15 protein-coding genes are annotated in these 17,400 nt (G+C 68.8%); 12 read left to right on the top strand and 3 right to left on the bottom strand.

The genetic code is table 11. From position 1 onward, the window contains the following. Positions 1-420: 420 nt before the first annotated feature. Positions 421-1,716, top strand: coding sequence for a hypothetical protein (locus ACFPGP_RS13880; protein WP_378591074.1), 1,296 nt, complete (start codon positions 421-423; stop codon positions 1,714-1,716). Between the two features lie 536 nt (positions 1,717-2,252). On the opposite strand, the gene ACFPGP_RS13875 is transcribed toward ACFPGP_RS13880, so the two are convergent. The 3 genes from ACFPGP_RS13875 to ACFPGP_RS13865 all read right to left on the bottom strand — a co-directional run bounded on the left by ACFPGP_RS13875 (position 2,253) and on the right by ACFPGP_RS13865 (position 4,772). After that, positions 2,253-3,347, bottom strand: a complete 1,095-nt coding sequence (locus tag ACFPGP_RS13875) for a hypothetical protein (RefSeq protein WP_378591072.1) — start codon at positions 3,345-3,347, stop codon at positions 2,253-2,255. 265 nt (positions 3,348-3,612) lie between these two features. Continuing rightward, positions 3,613-3,963, bottom strand: a complete 351-nt coding sequence (locus tag ACFPGP_RS13870) for a DUF7674 family protein (RefSeq protein ID WP_465263265.1) — start codon at positions 3,961-3,963, stop codon at positions 3,613-3,615. A 389-nt stretch (positions 3,964-4,352) separates the two neighbouring features. After that, a complete protein-coding gene (locus ACFPGP_RS13865) occupies positions 4,353-4,772 on the bottom strand; it encodes a PPOX class F420-dependent oxidoreductase (protein WP_378591068.1) in 420 nt (139 codons plus the stop codon). Between the two features lie 252 nt (positions 4,773-5,024). On the opposite strand from ACFPGP_RS13865, the gene ACFPGP_RS13860 reads away from it, so the two are divergent. From ACFPGP_RS13860 to ACFPGP_RS13810, 11 genes are all read left to right on the top strand, one after another. Next, positions 5,025-5,198: a hypothetical protein gene (locus tag ACFPGP_RS13860; RefSeq protein ID WP_378591066.1), complete on the top strand. Its 174-nt coding sequence runs from the start codon at positions 5,025-5,027 to the stop codon at positions 5,196-5,198. A 106-nt stretch (positions 5,199-5,304) separates the two neighbouring features. Next, the gene (locus ACFPGP_RS13855; RefSeq protein ID WP_378591064.1) at positions 5,305-5,541 is read left to right on the top strand and encodes a hypothetical protein; all 237 of its coding nucleotides are present in this window, start codon (positions 5,305-5,307) and stop codon (positions 5,539-5,541) included. 194 nt (positions 5,542-5,735) lie between these two features. Beyond that, on the top strand, positions 5,736-6,242 hold the full coding sequence (locus ACFPGP_RS13850; protein ID WP_378591062.1) for a SigE family RNA polymerase sigma factor: 507 nt from the start codon (positions 5,736-5,738) through the stop codon (positions 6,240-6,242). Beyond that, positions 6,239-7,099 carry a hypothetical protein gene (locus ACFPGP_RS13845; RefSeq protein ID WP_378591059.1) on the top strand — a complete coding sequence of 287 codons (861 nt, stop codon included), beginning with the start codon at positions 6,239-6,241 and terminating at the stop codon, positions 7,097-7,099. The genes ACFPGP_RS13850 and ACFPGP_RS13845 overlap by 4 nt, the downstream gene beginning before the upstream one ends. Before the next feature lie 283 nt (positions 7,100-7,382). Beyond that, complete coding sequence (locus ACFPGP_RS13840) at positions 7,383-8,738, top strand: amidase (RefSeq protein WP_378591057.1); 1,356 nt, start codon at positions 7,383-7,385, stop codon at positions 8,736-8,738. A 349-nt stretch (positions 8,739-9,087) separates the two neighbouring features. Continuing rightward, complete coding sequence (locus ACFPGP_RS13835; protein ID WP_378591055.1) at positions 9,088-9,921, top strand: calcium-binding protein; 834 nt, start codon at positions 9,088-9,090, stop codon at positions 9,919-9,921. A 680-nt stretch (positions 9,922-10,601) separates the two neighbouring features. Continuing rightward, a complete protein-coding gene (locus tag ACFPGP_RS13830; RefSeq protein WP_378591053.1) occupies positions 10,602-12,533 on the top strand; it encodes an ELWxxDGT repeat protein in 1,932 nt (643 codons plus the stop codon). A gap of 79 nt (positions 12,534-12,612) precedes the next feature. Continuing rightward, positions 12,613-13,656 (top strand): TIGR03032 family protein, encoded by a 1,044-nt coding sequence (locus tag ACFPGP_RS13825; RefSeq protein ID WP_378591051.1) that lies wholly within the window; start codon positions 12,613-12,615, stop codon positions 13,654-13,656. 578 nt (positions 13,657-14,234) lie between these two features. After that, positions 14,235-16,100, top strand: a complete 1,866-nt coding sequence (locus ACFPGP_RS13820) for an ELWxxDGT repeat protein (protein ID WP_378591050.1) — start codon at positions 14,235-14,237, stop codon at positions 16,098-16,100. 8 nt (positions 16,101-16,108) lie between these two features. After that, positions 16,109-16,774, top strand: a complete 666-nt coding sequence (locus tag ACFPGP_RS13815) for a calcium-binding protein (protein ID WP_378591048.1) — start codon at positions 16,109-16,111, stop codon at positions 16,772-16,774. A 195-nt stretch (positions 16,775-16,969) separates the two neighbouring features. Continuing rightward, entirely contained in the window at positions 16,970-17,323 is a 354-nt protein-coding gene (locus ACFPGP_RS13810) for a hypothetical protein (protein WP_378591046.1), read from the top strand. Positions 17,324-17,400 lie beyond the last annotated feature (77 nt).

Below are 17,400 nucleotides of genomic sequence, written 5' to 3'. Positions count from 1 at the left end.
GACTTGCTCTCCTTGCTGTCGTCACCTGAGCCTTGGCGGCCAGGTCCAGAGCCATCCGCTCATGTCGCTGGTTGCGCGCTATCTGCCGATGAGCGCTAGCTCATTGAGCGGGAGTCCAGGAGGTAGGACATGCACTCCCCCATTGTGGCGGCCGGCCCGGGCCAGCCGTTGTGGCTGGGGATCCGAGGGGTGGATAGTGAGTCGATGACGAGCCGCAGCGCCCAGCGGGTCGCGGCTGTCGCGATGCTCTCCCGCGCGGGTGAACCCACGGCTGCAGGGGAGGCGAGGGGATCCTCGAGGTGGTGAGTATCCGGCCCATGGGCGCCGTTGATCCACGGACGCCACGCGTACGCGAGCACCGGAACGAAGGTTGAGATGTCAACACTGTGTCGCGCCGTGGCCGTAGGTTCGCTGACTCTCATGCTGACCAGCCCGGCCCTTCCATCGGCCTTTGCCGGACAGGCGGTCCTATGCCAAGACCAGCCGGCGACCATCGTGGGAGACCCGACCATCACCTACCTGGAGGGCACTGACAGCGACGACGTCGTCGTGACTGCCGGTTCCTCCATCGTGTGGGGACTCGCGGGGAACGACCTGATCTGCATCACCGGTGACACCGGAGAAGTCCACGCGGGCGGCGGTGACGACCGGGTCGCCAGCGACGACGACACGCAAGCAGGGACCCGCGTCACGCTCGGATCTGGCGATGACACCTTCGCAGGCGGCGCCCGCCGCGATGGCGTGATGCAGGGTCCAGGCGACGACTTGGTCACGACGGGAGACGGCAACGACAGCTACGGCAGCTACTACGGCCGTTACGACAGGCCACCGGCCGGCAGCGTCGGCGATGAGGTCTCTCTGGGCGCGGGCGACGACTGGGTCACCTCAGCCTTCACTCGCCTCGCCGCACCCATCGACGGCGGCACGGGCGTCAACCACTTGGAAGTCTGGGACGGGTTCTCCAACCACGGCAAGACCATGCAGGTCGACAACGTCGCCGAGACCGTGACGATTGAGGAGGCGGTGTGGTTCTCCTGGGACAACTTCACGACCTTCGAGTTCAGCACCGAAGCCCGTGTCTCCTTCGTTGGATCCGACGCCGCGGAGAACTTGACGGCCTACGAAGTGGAGGGGACCGGCCCCGCCATCGGTGGCCGGTGGGAGCTCGGCGCCGGCGACGACAGGTTGTTCGTTCAGAACGTTGCCGGACACGTCGACGGCGGCCCGGGTACAGACCGCATCCACGTCCAGCGACGCGTCTTCAGCGACGTCCCGACCGACGCCCTGGGACACCGAGTCGTGCTCGACCTCGCCAAGGGGGTTCTGCACTTCGGCCAGGTCTCGAAGGAATACCGCGTCCGCGGGATCGAAGATGCAGCCGTGAGCGGCTTTCGCGCTGGAACTCTGCGAGGGAACGGGCACGCCAACAACCTGCGCGTGGAGCCAGCGTGCTTTGCCAGGGTCTTTGGAGGCGCTGGGGACGATCGACTGCACAGCAGCAGAGCTCGAGACTGCTTGGTGCGGGAGGGCGCGGACCCAGGGTCCCGTCACGCCGTGAAGCTCCGCGGCCAGACCGGTGACGACGTGCTGATCGGCGCCGTGACGGCGGACCTGCTCGTCGGCGGCGGTGGCTCGGATTCCGTCTACGGACGATTGGGACGCGACACCTGTGACGCCGAGGTTCAGACAAGCTGTGAACGAGAGTGGACCTCGTGACCGGACCGGGTGAACGGCGTTGGCCGAGGAAGCAACTGGCACGACTGGGTCAGCTGCCGTGTCTTCCGGACCCGTGACTGCCCGTGCGACTAACGGCTTTCCGTCAACTCACCCCGTACCTGGGGACAGGGACGAGCCCTCTGCGGCCATCAGCCCGCACCGATGGTCGGATGGTCAGCGGAGACTAGAGCGGCGAGACAGCCACCAGATGAAGAGGCCGACGATGGCATCGCACACTCCGACGCCCACAGCCCACCCTTGGCCAACATCGGCATCGGACTCTTCACCACCCGCGACGAATTCGGCAAGAAGGAGGCGCAGGCGAGGTTGGACATCTCGCAGCCGCGAAATTGACCTGGCGGTCGGGCGTGCGCATCCTCCAGACCTGCTCACGTGTGGGCGGCGTGCTTTGGCCGAGGTTCCGGGCGTCGCTGAGGAACGGCACGAAACGCACGACGGCCTGGGCACCCAGGCTCAGGAGAGGACGTCGAATCGGGCCAGGATCGCGCCCGCCGCGTTCGGCTCAGACCGAGCGGTCAGTTGACGAGCGTGCCGAGGTTGATCATCCGCCGCGCTCTCGGATCCCAGACGAAGGCGTGGCGCCTCAACGAGACTCCTGAGCTGCCGACGATGAAGCCACGTGAGTTGACCGCGGTGGCGACAGACGGGCCAGGACGGCGGAGCGTGCCGATGCTCTTCATGCGTCGCATGCCCGGGGTCCAACGGAAGGCGCGAGTGTCACCGGTCCTGGTGCCCGACCAGCCGACGACCTCACTCATGTCGTTGATGCCCCAGGCGCATGAGCGTCCGCCCAGACTCCGGATCGAGACGGTGTCTCGCCTCAAGGGTCGCCAGAGGACCGCGCGGTTGGGATCACCGTCCTTGGAGGTGCACCCGACCACCTGGCCGCGGTTGTTGATGCCGCTGACGTACGTGGTCAGAGGAAGCCCGCGCCTCTTCAGTCGGATCAGGTGGTCGTGGTGCGGCTTCCACAGCCACGTGTGCCAGACCGTCCCGTGTGCCCGTGGCGTCCAGGCGCGTCCGAGCACGGTGCCGTCGTCGTTGATCGCGATGGCCTCCGAGTAGGTGCGGTTTCCGAGGGTGCCGAGGTTCCTCATCCGGTGTGTATGGGGACGCCACAGGAACGGTCGCCTTTCACCGGTTGACGTGGTCGACCACCCCACGATGTGTCGATGGACGTTGATGTCGGTGGCGAGGGCGCTGCTCCCGCCCAGGTTGCCGAGGTCGACCATCCGTCGCGTCCCGTGTCTGCGCAAGAACGCCACAGCATCGTCGAGGTACGGCGCTTCGAAGTAGGACCCGACGATGTCGCCGCGGTGGTTGATGGCGCTTGCCGTGCCCCAGTCGTACCCCTTGAAGGTGCCGAGATCGACGATGCGCCTGCTCTGGGGGCGCCAGAGGACAGGGTGCTGGGTCAGCGATCCGTCGGGGCTGGTGGAACTGCCGACGATCCACCCGCGGTCGTTGATGTCGGTGGCGGACGAGTGGTTCCGCGCCGCCTGCACCCCCCGACCATCGGCCGCCCCGACGTCACCGGCCCGCGCAGGGGCATCGATCAGCGCACCGATCGAGGCGATCAACAGAGCTCCGCTGAGCACGCTCGCGGCCATCCGAGAGTTCACATGGGCAGACATCGCAGCCCTCCATGCCCCACTCTTCCCGGACCGCTGTCCACGACGTAGGGCCAAACGACCGTGAGAACTGCGGATCGCATGGGGCCTCGGCCCCCTCTGCCCTTGTTCGACGTCGATGTCCGCAGCTGACAACCGCTGATACCTCTGATGCGCCATCGCGTCCTCCTCGAGTCAAGGACTGCCAGGTCGTCGTCCACTCGCATGCCCCTGGTTGCGCGCTGACCTGCCGATGTGAGGGCGTCTACTGACGCTGGCGTCGCTGCCGATCGACCTCGGCCCGTAGTCCCGCTGGCCAGGCCTCGATGAAGGGCTCCGTCGCGGGGTCCCACCACCCGGTGTCCTCGACGAACGAGACCGCCATGGCGTTCTGAACGTCGTCTGTGACGTCCCGGAGCACTACGTCGACAAGCTCCAGAAGCCTCTCCAAGATGTCTCTCTGCCCGGTTTCGAACGACTGGATCGCGAAGCGCCGGAGGTGGGCCGTGAGTAGGTGCAGCAGGAGCCCGTCGTTGTCCTCCAGGTGCTCGACCACCACGGCCTGGCATTCCGGCACGTCCCTCGCGAGCGCGTCGAGGAAGTACGTCGCTGTCATGGGCACAGCGGCATCATGCCCGAACCAACCTCCTCAGATGCCGCGGGTCGCGCTCAGCCGTACCTGGCGAAACCTGCGTACTCGAGGCTGACCGGGTAGTGGGCTTCGAGTGCTGCGGCGGGATCCTGCGTCAACAGCAGATCGTTGTCGTTGGTGGTCAGGTGGACGCCGATTCCATCGGTTCGGGGTCCGCCGCCGGTGAGTCGTCCCCGGTGTTCGTTGAGCAGTCGGAGCGTTTCCTCGGTGAGTTCATCGCGGGTGAAGGGGCTCGGGTGCCAGACAACGGTCAGGATCGTGGGTGCCCGCTCGATAAGCGCTGCCAGTTCAGGCGGCGGGTTTCCGACCCCGTAGATGACAAGGGCCCTGAGTGGACTGGGCGGGAGCTCAGCTCAGCGCAGCAGGCCGTAGGCGTGGGTGGGCGTGACCCGCACGACCACCCGCCCCTCCTGAACCATCGCGGCGCGGTAGGCCTCCCAGTCGTCGTGCTCTCCCGCCAGCGAGCGGTAGAGCTCGACCAGCTCGTCGGTCGCCGCGTCGTGCGGGTCGGCCGCGACCTCGGAGAGGCTGACCTCGCCCTCGACGACCGCGTAGGACCAGAAGCTGTCCCCGTCGACGTGCACCGCCGCCCACGGCGTGCGCCGCAGGTTGGCGTACTTCGCGCGACTGGTGGTGATCGACACCCGGATCACGTCGTCGTCACCGACGCGGGCGAGGACGTTGGACAGCTGCGGCTTCCCATCACGCTTGATGGTCACCAGGACGGCCTGGTGGTTGCGGCGTACGGCGGCGAGGGCGTCTGCGATCTCCATGCGGACGATCTTGCCCCGCCGTCGGGAACTCAGCCGAGCACCGCTCAGGCCGCTGACTGCGCGGTCGCGCCGATGTGCGGTCGCCAATCGGCGGCTTCGCGACTGCTACCGCCGCCGCGCCAACTCATTCACGAAGGCACCTGGGTCAGTCCCGTCAGATTCGAACTGGTGGTGCCGTGCGTACTCACTGAGGACTTGGACGAGGGTCGACAGATCCCGGGTTCCGCTAGGCACCAGTCGCTCGACCCAGTCGTGCTGACCCAGCTCTGGATCCATGCGTTCGCCCTCCAAGCCGTAGAAGGTCGTCCACTCAGACTCGACCACGCCGACGACGCGGAGGTGGCCGTCATCCTCCTGCTCGAAGTCCTCGAAGATGCGGAGCGAGCCATCGCACGGAGCATGAGCGATCAACACATTCCGCTCTGATGGCAAGGGATGAGCCATTCGACGAGTATGCCTGCAGCCGTCTGGTCATGCCGCCCTGTGCGCGGTCTTGCCGAAGCGTCGCAGCATCGTGAGGCAGGCTAGACCCATGACGCAGCAGCACGGCACCGTCACTATCTACGTGGGCATGGCTGACGAGGGCGTCGATGTCTGGCGTCCGGTGGCGGCCCAGGAACAGCGGGACAGCGTCTATCGGATTGTCGAGCAGCCGTATGACCGCGTCACTGAGAAGTGGCAGTTCGAACCCGGCGACGTAGTGACGTGTGAACGCCGCGACCTCGACGACGGGCCAGCCCTCATTGCCACTGCCCTGGCGGCGCAGTAGCCAACCATCCGGTCATGCCGCGGGTCGGATGGCGGGCGTAGCGCTCCGCTCATGGGGCACGGCGCCTGTAGTCGGCTGCAGTTGGGCCTGCCGTCTGGGTCCCGTCGCGAGATTTGTCGCTCGTCGCCCCACCCCCGGTGGGTCAATCCTGCGTTCAATGAGATGACGTCGTCTCGAACGAGGAGAGTGGCCCCATGGACCGGGAGGTCGAGCTGAGGGAGTTCGTCTCGGCACGCGGCCCCGCGCTCTCGAGGGCTGCGTACCTGCTGACGGGCGACCATCAGGCTGCCGAGGACCTGGTGCAGGACACCTACGTGGTGCTGGTCCGGCGGTGGCAGAAGTTCGGCACCGTGGATCCCGAAGCCTATGTGCGCCGGATCCTGTACAGCCGGTTCGTCGACGGCTGGCGGCGGCGGCGGCTGCTGGAGCTGCCCTGGGCAACACCCCCGGACTCCGCCGGCCCAGACGAGACGCGCACCGCGAGCGACCGGCTCACGCTCGCGGACGCGTTGGGCCGGCTGACCCCCCGACAGCGCGCCGTCCTGGTGCTGCGGTTCTACGAGGACCTCACCGTGTCGGAGGCAGCGGCCACGCTCGGCGTCAGCCCGAACACCATCAAGTCGCAATCGCGGGTCGCGTTGCAGCGACTGCGGGCGCTCGTCCCCGACGCACTGGCCCCGTTCGAAGGAGTGGAGCCATGAGCGGCCTGCGGGAGGCGTTCGACGAGCTGACCGTCGGGGTCCCGGTCTACGGTGACCTCGACCGTGCAATCGAGCGCGCAGCCCGAGAGCAGCGTCACCGCAACGGCGTGGTTGCGGGTCTTGCCGCGGCAGCCGCCGTGGTGGCGGTGGTCGCCGGTGCGGCCGTGGTCACTGACGATGACACCGACTCACGGCAGCCGATCACGCCCGCGACGACCGCTACCCCTCCGAGTCCGACCGAGGGCGAGTCCGCCGACACGTGGGAGCCTCCGGAGCCCCTCCGGAACGCCAACGCCTCCCGCGTCGTGACGCCGGAGTACGACCTCTACGGCAACGCGCTGCCTGTGGGTGACTCAGGTGACGCGGCGATCGCGGATGTTGACATCGTCTCCGTGGGCGAGGCTCAGGATGGTCACGGCGGCAGCTCGTGGCGCTTCCAGCTCGCCGCGAGGCCGCAGCTCGATCCGGTCGGTCGCGTCATCGCCTACGGCGTCGTGGTCGACGGAGACGGCGACTTCAAGGCGGACTGCCAGATCGGCATCAACAACGAAGCGCCCGAACGTGGCGCCTTCCACGTGTGGGTGACCAACCTGCGAACCCGGGAGACGGCCGTCCAGGACGGCGCGCCGTACGGCATGCCGGTCGAGTTCTCACACCCAGCGGAGCCGGGCATGGGGCGGTTCCCGCCCGAGATGTCCTTCGGCTTCCTGCGTGGACTCGAGCACCCCGCACCGTGTGATCCGTTCGACGACTCCTCGATCTTCTACGTGTGGTCATCGGCCACGGCGGGCGGGCAGGTCGTCGCGCGTGACTTTGCACCGGACTCCGCGTGGACGCCGATCAGGTGGCCAGACTAGGGAGGTCGACATGACAACTCAGCGACGGCACGTTGCCGGCACCCTGGGCCTGCTGGCCGCGATGCTCCTGGCCGTGGGCGCGTGCAGCGAGTCTCCCGAGACGCCTGTCGAGGCCGGTGTCTCATCGAGCCCTTCGTCCAGCGCGTCGGACACCAGTGCCCCGGCTGTCCCCGAGACTGCGGAGACTGCGGAGACTTCGGAGACTGCGGAGCTCGCGCTGGACGCGACCATCCCGGAGCTTCAGCGAGCGATGAGGACCGGCAGGATCACCTCCCTCGAGCTCGTGGACTTCTACCTGGCCAGGATCGCGGCGTACGACGACGCTGGTCCTGCCCTGAATGCGCTGATCACCGTCAACCCGCAGGCTCGAGACGAGGCCGCCGCCCTGGACGCCGAACGTGCGGAATCCGGGCCCCGAGGACCCTTGCACGGGATCCCCGTGGTGGTGAAGGACAACATCGACACCTCCGAGATGCCGACGACGGGCGGCACCCTGGCGCTCGAGCACTTCCGGCCGGCCGAGGACGCCTTCCAGGTCGACCAGCTGCGCGAGGCGGGCGCGATCATCATCGCCAAGGCGAATCTCGCCGAGCTCGCCCAGAGCTGGCAGACCTACTCGCCCGTCGGCGGCCAGACCCTGAACCCCTACGACACCAGCCGGGAGCCGGGCGGCTCGAGCGGTGGCACGGCCGTCGCCGTCACCGCCAACTTCGCTGCCGTCGGACTCGGGACCGACACGTGCGGATCGAACCGCCTCCCCGCGGGGCTCAACAACCTCTACGGCCTGCGCCCCACAAGTGGCCTCTCGTCACGCGCGGGCGTCATCCCCTACTCCTCGAGCCTGGACGCCGTTGGACCCATGGCACGCAGCGTGCGGGACCTGGCGATCACTCTGGATGCCACTGCAGGAAAGGACCCTGCCGACCCGACCACCGTTCCGCTACGGACGTCGTTCGTCGATGCCGTCGATCCCGACGGCCTGCATGGTCGACGCATCGGTGTCCTCACTCGGAGCGGAATGGGCGAGCCGATCGACTACGGCAAGGACCTGGACGGCACCCTTCAGGACGCTCTCGACGTGATGGCCGCGCACGGTGCCGAGCTGGTCGATGTGGCCCTGCCCCGGGGGGTCGACGACGTGCTCGTCGAGTTCATGGGCGAATTCCCCTCCGCCCTGAAGCGCTACTTCGCCTCGGAGCCGACCGCACCGCGTCGAGCTCTCGTCCAGGTCCTGGTCGCGGGCGGTGGCTCGGCCGACGCCGGGAAGCCCGACACCAAGGCGTACCGGCACGCCCTCGCCACCCGACAGTCGTTCCGGCGCGACCTCGAGGCGGTCATGGACAGGCACGACCTGGATGCGATCGCCTATCCCGTGTCCCCGACCACCGCCGAGCGGCTGATCTCGCCCGGCGCGGACCCCAGTACCGGGCACTGGGAATGCGCGGCAGCAGCGGTGGCCGGCATCCCCGCACTCGCCGTGCCGGTCGGGTTCGCCTCGGACGGCCTCCCCGTCGGCCTCGAGCTCATGGGCCGAGCGTTCGACGAGGCAACGCTGATCTCCATCGCCGCTGGCTACGAAGCCCACACCCACCAACGCAAGCTCCCCCCGACCACGCCGCCGCTGGGCACCGCATCCTGAGCATGGCGTTCCGCTCATGCCGCTTGTTGCGCGCTGATCTGCCGATGATCGGTCGTGCCAGCCAGCCTCGGGCCATGCGAACCGGTCGGTTGGCCGCACGTAGTCAAAGGGCGCGACTGGCGCGCTCTCGTGGATGAGTACTCGACCGCGCCACTGAAGGCGTGGGGCATGGGCCGATCGTTCGTTGGCCCGGATGTCGGGCGGCCGCGTCCCAGGGGGTCCTAGACCGTTCCCGGCCGTATCGGGACCGGGGACCCTGTGCGGTTTGAGTCGCGGCGGATCACGTTGGGACCGGCGACCGAGCGACGGCAGCCGAGTCGACCCAAGAGCACGTTGGGAGGGGTATGCCATGACCGAGCAGACCCGAACGGTGGCGCGCACGGTCGTGGTCGCGGCGCTGCTCCTCGCGGTGACCAGTCCACTCAGCCCCACGACGGCGGCCGGCGCCGCGGCGCGATGCTTCGGGCACGCGGCCACCCTCGTCGGCACCAACGGCGACGACACCCTCGCCGGAACCTCCGGCCGTGACGTGATCGTCGCCTACGGAGGCCACGACCGGATCGACACCGGCGACGGCGGCGACCTGGTGTGCGCCGGCACCGGAAGGGACCGGGTGCACGGCGACGGCGGCCGCGACCACATCGACGGCGGCCCCGGAGCTGATCGCCTGCACGGCGACGCTGGCCCCGACGTGGTCTACGGCGCCGCCGACGCGGACCTGCTCGTCGGCGGAGACGCCCCGGACACGCTCTACGGGCAAGGTAGTGCCGACCGCCTCCTGCTCGGCCCCGGCTGGCGGTCAAGCGGGGGATGGGCCTACGGCGACGCCGGCCCAGACACCGTCATCGGCGGACCCGACCCGGACAATCTCAACGGCCAACTGGGCGCAGACACCCTGCGCGGCCGTGGCGGCGACGACAACTTGTGGGCCGCGCACGTCGACGAGGGCTTCGAGAGCGACACCCAGTCGAACACGCTGCTGGGCGGCACCGGCACCGACGACCTGGTCGGCGACCGTGGGGACGACACCCTGAGCAGCGGACCCGGCGACGACCGGCTGTGGGGCCGAGACGGCGACGATACCCTCGACGGGGGCAACGCCACCGACACAGGCGACGGCGGTCCCCACGTCGACGGCGACACCTGCCTGAACATCGAGACCGCCGTCGACTGCGAGCAGTAGATCTCCGACGCGACCGCAGCGGGTGAGCGCACTCGCGCCGGGACTCCCGGGACACCGCGGCGCCCACACGCTCCGCAGACCGGTACGCAGGCCGACCTCACGCGGGCCGCTTCACCCAGCCCCGTGTTCGCCCAGGACCCGCTCCAGCCTCGCGACGACACCGACGCGAGTCGTTCAACGCCGCCGACCACGTCGAGAGGCGTCCGACCCGAATCGCCAACCCGCCAGATTCTCCAGGACACACAGAGTGCTGAACCGGGCACTTGGACTCTGGCGATGGCGCCGATAGGGGGCGGACGCTTGATGGCAGCGGTTCACCGACGACGTGGCTCACCGACGACGTGGCGTTCTCAGGAGCCACGCCTCGGGCGAGCCGAGCCGAACTGAGAGCGACCCACAGGGGACCAGATGCGGTGCCCAGACCACATCCTGGGGGCTTGCAGACCCACGTCGGAGTACGACCGGATTCGGGTGCAAGTGCTGGACGATCCTACCGACCGGCACGCCCCGGCGGTCGACCATCCGGGTACCCGGGCGCCATTGAAGGACCGTCGCCCTGCCGCCAGCTTCACCGTGCGCGAGGCTGGCGAGTCCGGCCATGCCGCTGCGGCGGGCGCGTTGCCGCCCCGGATGCGGAAGACGGTTCACGTGGGATCAGGCCGCTGGGCGGGCCCCGGCTCTTGGGCCCCGGCGGGGGCAGTACTGGATGGAGGCCACCTCCGAGGAGGAGGAGAGCAATGAGCAGTCGACGACGCCACGCGCGGTACCAGGTCGAGAGGGCGCGTGTCGCCAGAAGGAAGGCGATCCGCCGGGCTGCCCGTCGGGCGCGGCCCGCACCAGGCAGACAGACCAGGGCTGCCACCACCGCGGCGGCCCTCGCGGCGATGGTCGCCACCGGTGTCGGGACACCGGTGGCAGCAGCCCCGCTCGGCGCCAGCGCCGGCGCGGCCCGAGCCGCTACTCACGCGACTTGCCCTGTTGGTAGAGGTGCCTTGCTGGCGCTGTGCGACCAGCCGCACACCCCGGGAAGCAGCCCGAGGGCTCTCACCGCCGTCGGGCGCACGTTGTTCTTCACCGCCTACGACCGGACCCTCGGCACGGAGTTGTGGAAGAGCGACGGGACCGAGGCCGGCACCGTCATGGTCAAGGACCTTGCACCCGGGGGCAGGTACCTCTACATCGACTCGATGGTCGGCGTCGGGAACACGCTGTTCTTCACCAACCACGACCGTGACCACGGCGACGAGGTGTGGTCGTCCGACGGCACCGAGGCCGGCACCGTCATGGTCAAGGACATAGCTCCCGGTCGGGCCGACAGCGCCCCGGAGGACCTGACCGCGGTCGGCGGGACGCTGTTCTTCACCGCACATGAGGGCGTCAACGGTCGGGAGCTGTGGCGGTCCGACGGCACCGAGGCCGGGACCGTCTTGGTCAAGGACATCCGCCCGGGCCATTACGACAGCCTCCCGAGTTCTCTCACCGACGTCGGGGGGACGCTCTACTTCACCGCCAAGGACGGCGTCCACGGCGAGGAGCTGTGGTCGTCCGACGGCACGGAGCCTGGGACAGGCCTCGTCAAGGACATCCGCGCCGATACTGGCTCGAGCGACGCGGCCGCATTGGCCGACGTCGCAGGCACGCTGTTCTTCACCGCCGTGGACGGGATCCACGGTCGGGACCTGTGGTCCTCGGACGGCACCGAGGCCGGGACCGTTCTGGTCAAGGACCTCGGAACCAACGCCCGCCCCGACGCGCTGACCGGCGTGGGGGCAACGCTGTTCTTCAACGCCAACGACGCAACTCACGGCCGCGAGCTGTGGACCTCGGACGGCACCGAAGCCGGCACGGTCCTGGTCAGGGACATCCGCCCGGGTCAGGACTCGAGTGACCCGGACTCGCTGACCGACTTCGCAGGCAACGTGTACTTCGCCGCCAAGAACGGTGCGCTCGACGTGGAACTGTGGAGCTCCAACGGCACCGCGGCGGGCACCGCTGTGGTCAAGAACATCAATGCTGCGGGCGGTGGATACCCGCAGTCCCTGACCGCGGTCGGCGACACTCTGTACTTCACCGCCGACGACGGTGTGCACGGCGGCGAGTTGTGGAGGACCGACGGCACCAGGGCAGGGACCGTCCTGGTCAAGGACATCTCCCCGCAGGGCTCTCTCTATGGCTACGGGGCGTCCTACCTGACCGGGGTCGGCGGGACCCTCTTCTTCATCGATGACGACAGGGTCCTGGGTCAGGAGGTGTGGACGTCCGACGGGACCGAGGTGGGCACCACCGTGGTGAAGGACATCAACAAGGGCGGCTGGTTCCGGGTTGCCAGCCGGGGAAAGGCCAACATCGTTGCCGGCACGCTGAAGGTGAGGGTGGAGGTGGATGCCACCGGACGGGTCACGGTCGCGCCCGTCGGGGACTCCGAGTTGCAGAAGGCGGCCGCGGCCAGTGCCATCGGCGAGAGCGTCACGCTCACCCTGAAGCCGACCAAGGCCGGCTTGAGGCAGCTGAAGCGGACCGGCAGACTCCCGGTCAGGGCGCGGTTCACGTTCACCCCGTGCGGCGTGGCCGGCACCAGCGTGGTCAATCGGTACGTCCTGCGGATGCGGTGAGGTGTCGATGAGGCCCACTGAGAAGACGCCGGACCGGACGACCACAAGCGACGAGGGAGCGCAGGCCGGAGGAACGGAGGTGCGGTACCTCCACAGCGACCTCTTCCCCAGCTTGCTCGAGAAGGCGGGTTGCTCCCTGCTCATTTCGACCTACCAGGCCGGGCAGTTGATCGCGGTCGGCGTCGCCGAGGGGAGGCTCAGCTTCTCCTTCCGCCGCTTTGACCAGGCGATGGGCCTCGCCCTCGGTCCGGATCGGCTGGCCGTCGGGGGCAAGGAGGAGGTCTGGTCCCTGCGCGCGTACCCCGACATCGCGCCCGCGATCGACCCGGCGGGCAGGTTCGACCAGTGCTGGCTACCGCGCTCCTCGACGGTGACCGGCGCGATCCAGTGCCACGAGCTGGCGTGGGGCGCCACCGAGACCGGTGAGCCGGACCTGTGGATCGTCAACACCCTGTTCTCCTGCCTGGCCAGCCTCGACAACTGCTACAGCTTCGTGCCGCGATGGCGACCGCCGTTCATCTCCGAGCTCGCTGCTCAGGACCGCTGCCACCTCAACGGGCTGGCGATGCGCGACGGTTCGCCCGCGTTCGTGACCGTGATGGCGAGCACCGACGAAGCGCGCGGCTGGCGCGCGGTCCGCAACGACAGCGGGGCCGTCATCGACGTCGCCTCTGGCGAGCCGGTGACCACCGGCCTGTCCATGCCGCACTCACCGCGCTGGCACGACGACACCCTGTTCGTCCTCAACTCCGGCCTGGGTCGTCTCGAGCGTCTCGACCCGGCCACCGGGAGCCGTGAACCCGTGGCGGCTGTGCCCGGCTATGCCCGCGGACTGGCGATCTACCGCGGGCTGGCCTTCGTCGGACTGTCCAGGATCCGCGAGACCGCCATCTTCGGCGGAGCGCCGATCGCGGCCCACCCCGAGGAGCTCAAGTGCGGCATCGGGGTCATCGAGCTGGCCTCCGGGAGCACCGTCGCGACGCTGCAGTTCGCCAACGGTGTGGAGGAGATCTTCGACGTTCAGGTCGTCCCCGGAATACGCTGCCCGACCCTCGGCAGCGCCCCTGACAGGGGAAGCGAGGTCTGGGTTCTCCCCAGCAAGGGGGCCTGGTGCCGGCCATGAGCGGCCGCTGCGCCGTCGACACGGAGCCATCCGCACTCAGCGACACGACCGAGCGGACATGCGCCTCGAGTCGCGTGCCCGGCGGGCTCCGGTGCACCGCATGGCCCCCACCGCGATCCGTGCTGCCACGCCACGGGCAGAACCGGTGGGGTACGGGTCCTTGGACTCTGGCAAGGCAGCCGACCAGGCGAGCACGCTTGGTGGCGACGGATCGTCGGCGACATCGAGTTTCCGAGGCTCGATCCTCGTGCGAGCGAGCCGACGCGGAGAGCGACCCACGGGGGCCCACATGCGGTGCCCAACAGAGAACCCGGGGGCCTGCACCGTCTGTGTCCGCAGTACGGCCCGGTCCGTGGTCAGTTTGCTCGAGGCGTCCGAGCGACCGCTCCCCTGCAACCACCAGACGCCACCGTGGTCCGACCAGAGATTCCTGGCGCCCCGCACCCATAGGCAGCCTTCCGCCCGGATGTCGACGCCAGTGCGCAGATGGAGGCCAAATCAACACCGGGTGGACGCCGCTTCCTTGCGTCTGCCCGACGCACCCGAACAGAAGCCACCTCTGAAGAGGAGGAGGAGCGATGAGCAGTCGACGACGTCGTGCGCGGCACCAGGCTGAGAGGGCACGCGCCGCTAGGAGGAAGGTGATCCGCCGGGCTGCTCGTCGGGTGCGACCCGGACCCGGAGTCCAGGCCAGGGCCACCACCACCGCAGCGGCGGCGGTCGCGGCGATGGTCGCAGCGGGGGTCGGGGCGCCCGTCGCCGCCACAGCCCTGGCCGCGGATGCCGGGGCAGCTACAGCCGCTCAATGCGGGGCAGCAGGCACCGACGCCTTGCGGGCGGTGTGCGACGACCCGCACACACCGGGAAGCTACCCTGACCTGGTCGATGTCGGGGGCACGTTGTTCTTCTTCGGTCGCGACAGCGACAATCACAGCGAAGGGCTGTGGAAGTCCGACGGCACAACAGACGGCACCGTGCTGGTCAGCTACATCGGACCCAGGGGCAGGTACAGCTACTACGAACCCCCCGTGGCCAGCGCCGGGGACAGGCTGTTCTTCACCAGCTACCACCCCGACTTCGGTGAGGAGCTGTGGACCTCCGACGGCACCGCCGCTGGCACGGTACGGGTGAAGGACATCGCCCGCGGTCACGCTGGCAGCTACCCGGACGACATGACCGCAGTCGGCGACACACTGTTCTTCACCGCCTCTTCCAACGACGCGGGCCGGGAGCTGTGGCGGTCCGACGGCACCAAGGCCGGAACCGTGATGATCAAGGACGTCCGCCCGGGTCGGCGCGGCAGCTACCTGGACAAGCTGACCAACGTCGCAGGCACGCTGTACTTCACCGCCAAGGACGGCGCGCACGGCTTCGAGCTGTGGAGGTCCGACGGCACCGACGCCGGAACCGCACTCGTCAAGGACCTCAACCCCGGCAAGCCCGACAGCTACCCGGCCTCACTGACCGACGTGGAGGGGACGGTATTCTTCACCGCCGACGACGGCGCCCACGGTCGGGACGTGTGGTCCTCCGACGGCACCGACGCCGGCACCGTCACCGTCAAGGACCTCCCCGGCAACGCCCGGCCCGACGCGCTCACCGGCGCCGGGGGAAGGCTGTTCTTCCTCGCCAACGACGCGACCACAGGCCGCGAGCTGTGGACCTCGGACGGCACCACCGCTGGCACGACGCTGGTCAGGGACATCCGACCCGGCCAGTACTCGAGCCGCCCAGACTGGCTGACCGCTGTCGCGGGCAACCTCTTCTTCACCGCCCGAGACGGTGTGCACGGGGAAGAACTGTGGACCTCCGACGGCACCGAGTCCGGCACCGTCCTCGTCAGGGACATCACTTCCGGCGACGGATACCCGCCAGAAAACCTGACCGCGATCGGAGACACGCTGTACTTCAGCGCCGACGACGGCGTCCATGGCCGTGAGCTGTGGAGCTCCGACGGGACCGGGGCTGGCACCGGCATGGTCAAGGACATCAACCCCCATCGCAACTACTTCGGACCCGAATCCCTGACCGACGTCGGCGGGACACTCTTCTTCTCAGGTGACGACGGGGTCCACGGTGAGGAGGCGTGGCAGTCCGACGGTACCGAAGCCGGCACTGCGCTGGTGGCCGACATCAACCTGGGTGGCTGGTTCTCCGTCAGACAGGGGAGAGCCGATACCCGTGCTGGAACGCTGAAGGTGAAGGTGATGGTGGACGCCACGGGACGGGTCACCGTCGCTCCCGTGGGCGACTCCGAGTTCAAGAAGGCAACCGCGACCAGTGTCACCGGAGAGAGGGTCGGGCTCACCTTGGCCCCGACCAGAGCCGGTCTGAGACAACTCCACCGGACCGGCAGGCTCCCGGTCAAGGCGCGGTTCACATTCACCCCGTGCGGTGTCACCGGCAGCAGCCAGACCCACCGGTACGTCCTGCGAATGCGGTGACGATCAGGGTGACGATCGGGATGGCGGTGAAAAGGCTCAGGCGCCGGCGCTGGACCGTTCTGACGGCCGCCTGCTGCACCGGCGTCGCGTGCGCCGGGGTTCTCGTCGATCCTGCCGACGCGGCCCTGCTGCGAGGCGACGATCGCGCCAACGTGCTGGTGGGCGGCGCCGGCCACGACACCCTGGTCGGCAGAGGCGGCAACGACACGCTGGACGGCAGGGGCGACCATGACGCGTTCCGGCCGGGCGCCGGTGACGACGTGTCCTTCGGTCGAGGAACGGGTGACCGCTTCTTCGGCAGTGCAGGGAACGACGTGGCGGTCGGCGGCCGCGGGAACGACATGGTCGGCTACTCGGGCGACAAACCTGTGCGCGGGGATGCAAACCGTGGCCGCGACATCGCTCTGGGCGGGCGCGGCAACGACTTCCTCGAGGGCGGGCGCGGCAACGACGTGTTGCGCGGCGGCCCGGGCGCGGACAGCTTCGTTTTCGACGCCGGACGCGACACCCTCTTCGGGGGCACCGGACGGGACACGGTCTACGTCATTGGAGACGACGGGTTGCGCGACGTGATCCGCTGCGGTGCCGGCCGCGATCGGGTCTTCTACTACAGCATCACCCCCAAGGAGGCGCACGACCGCATCACCGGCTGCGAGACGGTGAGGGCGCAGTAACTCTCCGCCGCCGCGCCAAGAAGCGCATCGGTTTGCCGAGGGGCGCGACCGAGCTCATCACCGTGCCGTTTGCCACAGCGCCGTCGGATGGACCGCCTTTGGCGCAAACGCTGCGGCCATCCGGTCATGCCGCGGGTTGTGAGCGACCTGCCGATTCACGACCCGTTCCCCTGACGTCCGGTGTTGACTTCACGCATGAGCGAGGACGACTCCTGGGCGGAAGCCCTCTGCCGGGCCGTCAGGGATCGAGCGGACCGCTCACACGTAGAGATGTTCGAAGTCGCCCGATCGCACCTGCATGATCCGGACTTCGAGGATCGAGTGTGTGAGCACCCCGCGGCTGAACCGTCCTTGGTCGATCAGTGGGAGACCTTCAGTGGTGACAACCGCGGCTCCCCGGCTTCCTACTTCGACGGCACGATCGTGGGTCGATACGACGGGGGCCGTCGCGACGTGGTGGTCCATCGGTACCGGGTCACGGCGGCCGCTGACTTCATACATCGGCGGGCCGTCGAGATCCTTACCGGCGGAAGGCTGGTCAGACCGTAGGCGGCCTATCCGGTCATGCCGCTGGTTGCGCCCTGTCCTGCCGATGAGCGCTCGAGTCCTCAGAGGCGCAGATGCGC

The organism is Nocardioides taihuensis (assembly GCF_042657275.1).
Lineage (GTDB): Bacteria > Actinomycetota > Actinomycetes > Propionibacteriales > Nocardioidaceae > Nocardioides > Nocardioides taihuensis.
The sequence above is the reverse complement of the archived record's forward strand: the minus strand, read 5'-3'. Positions and strand labels throughout refer to the sequence as shown.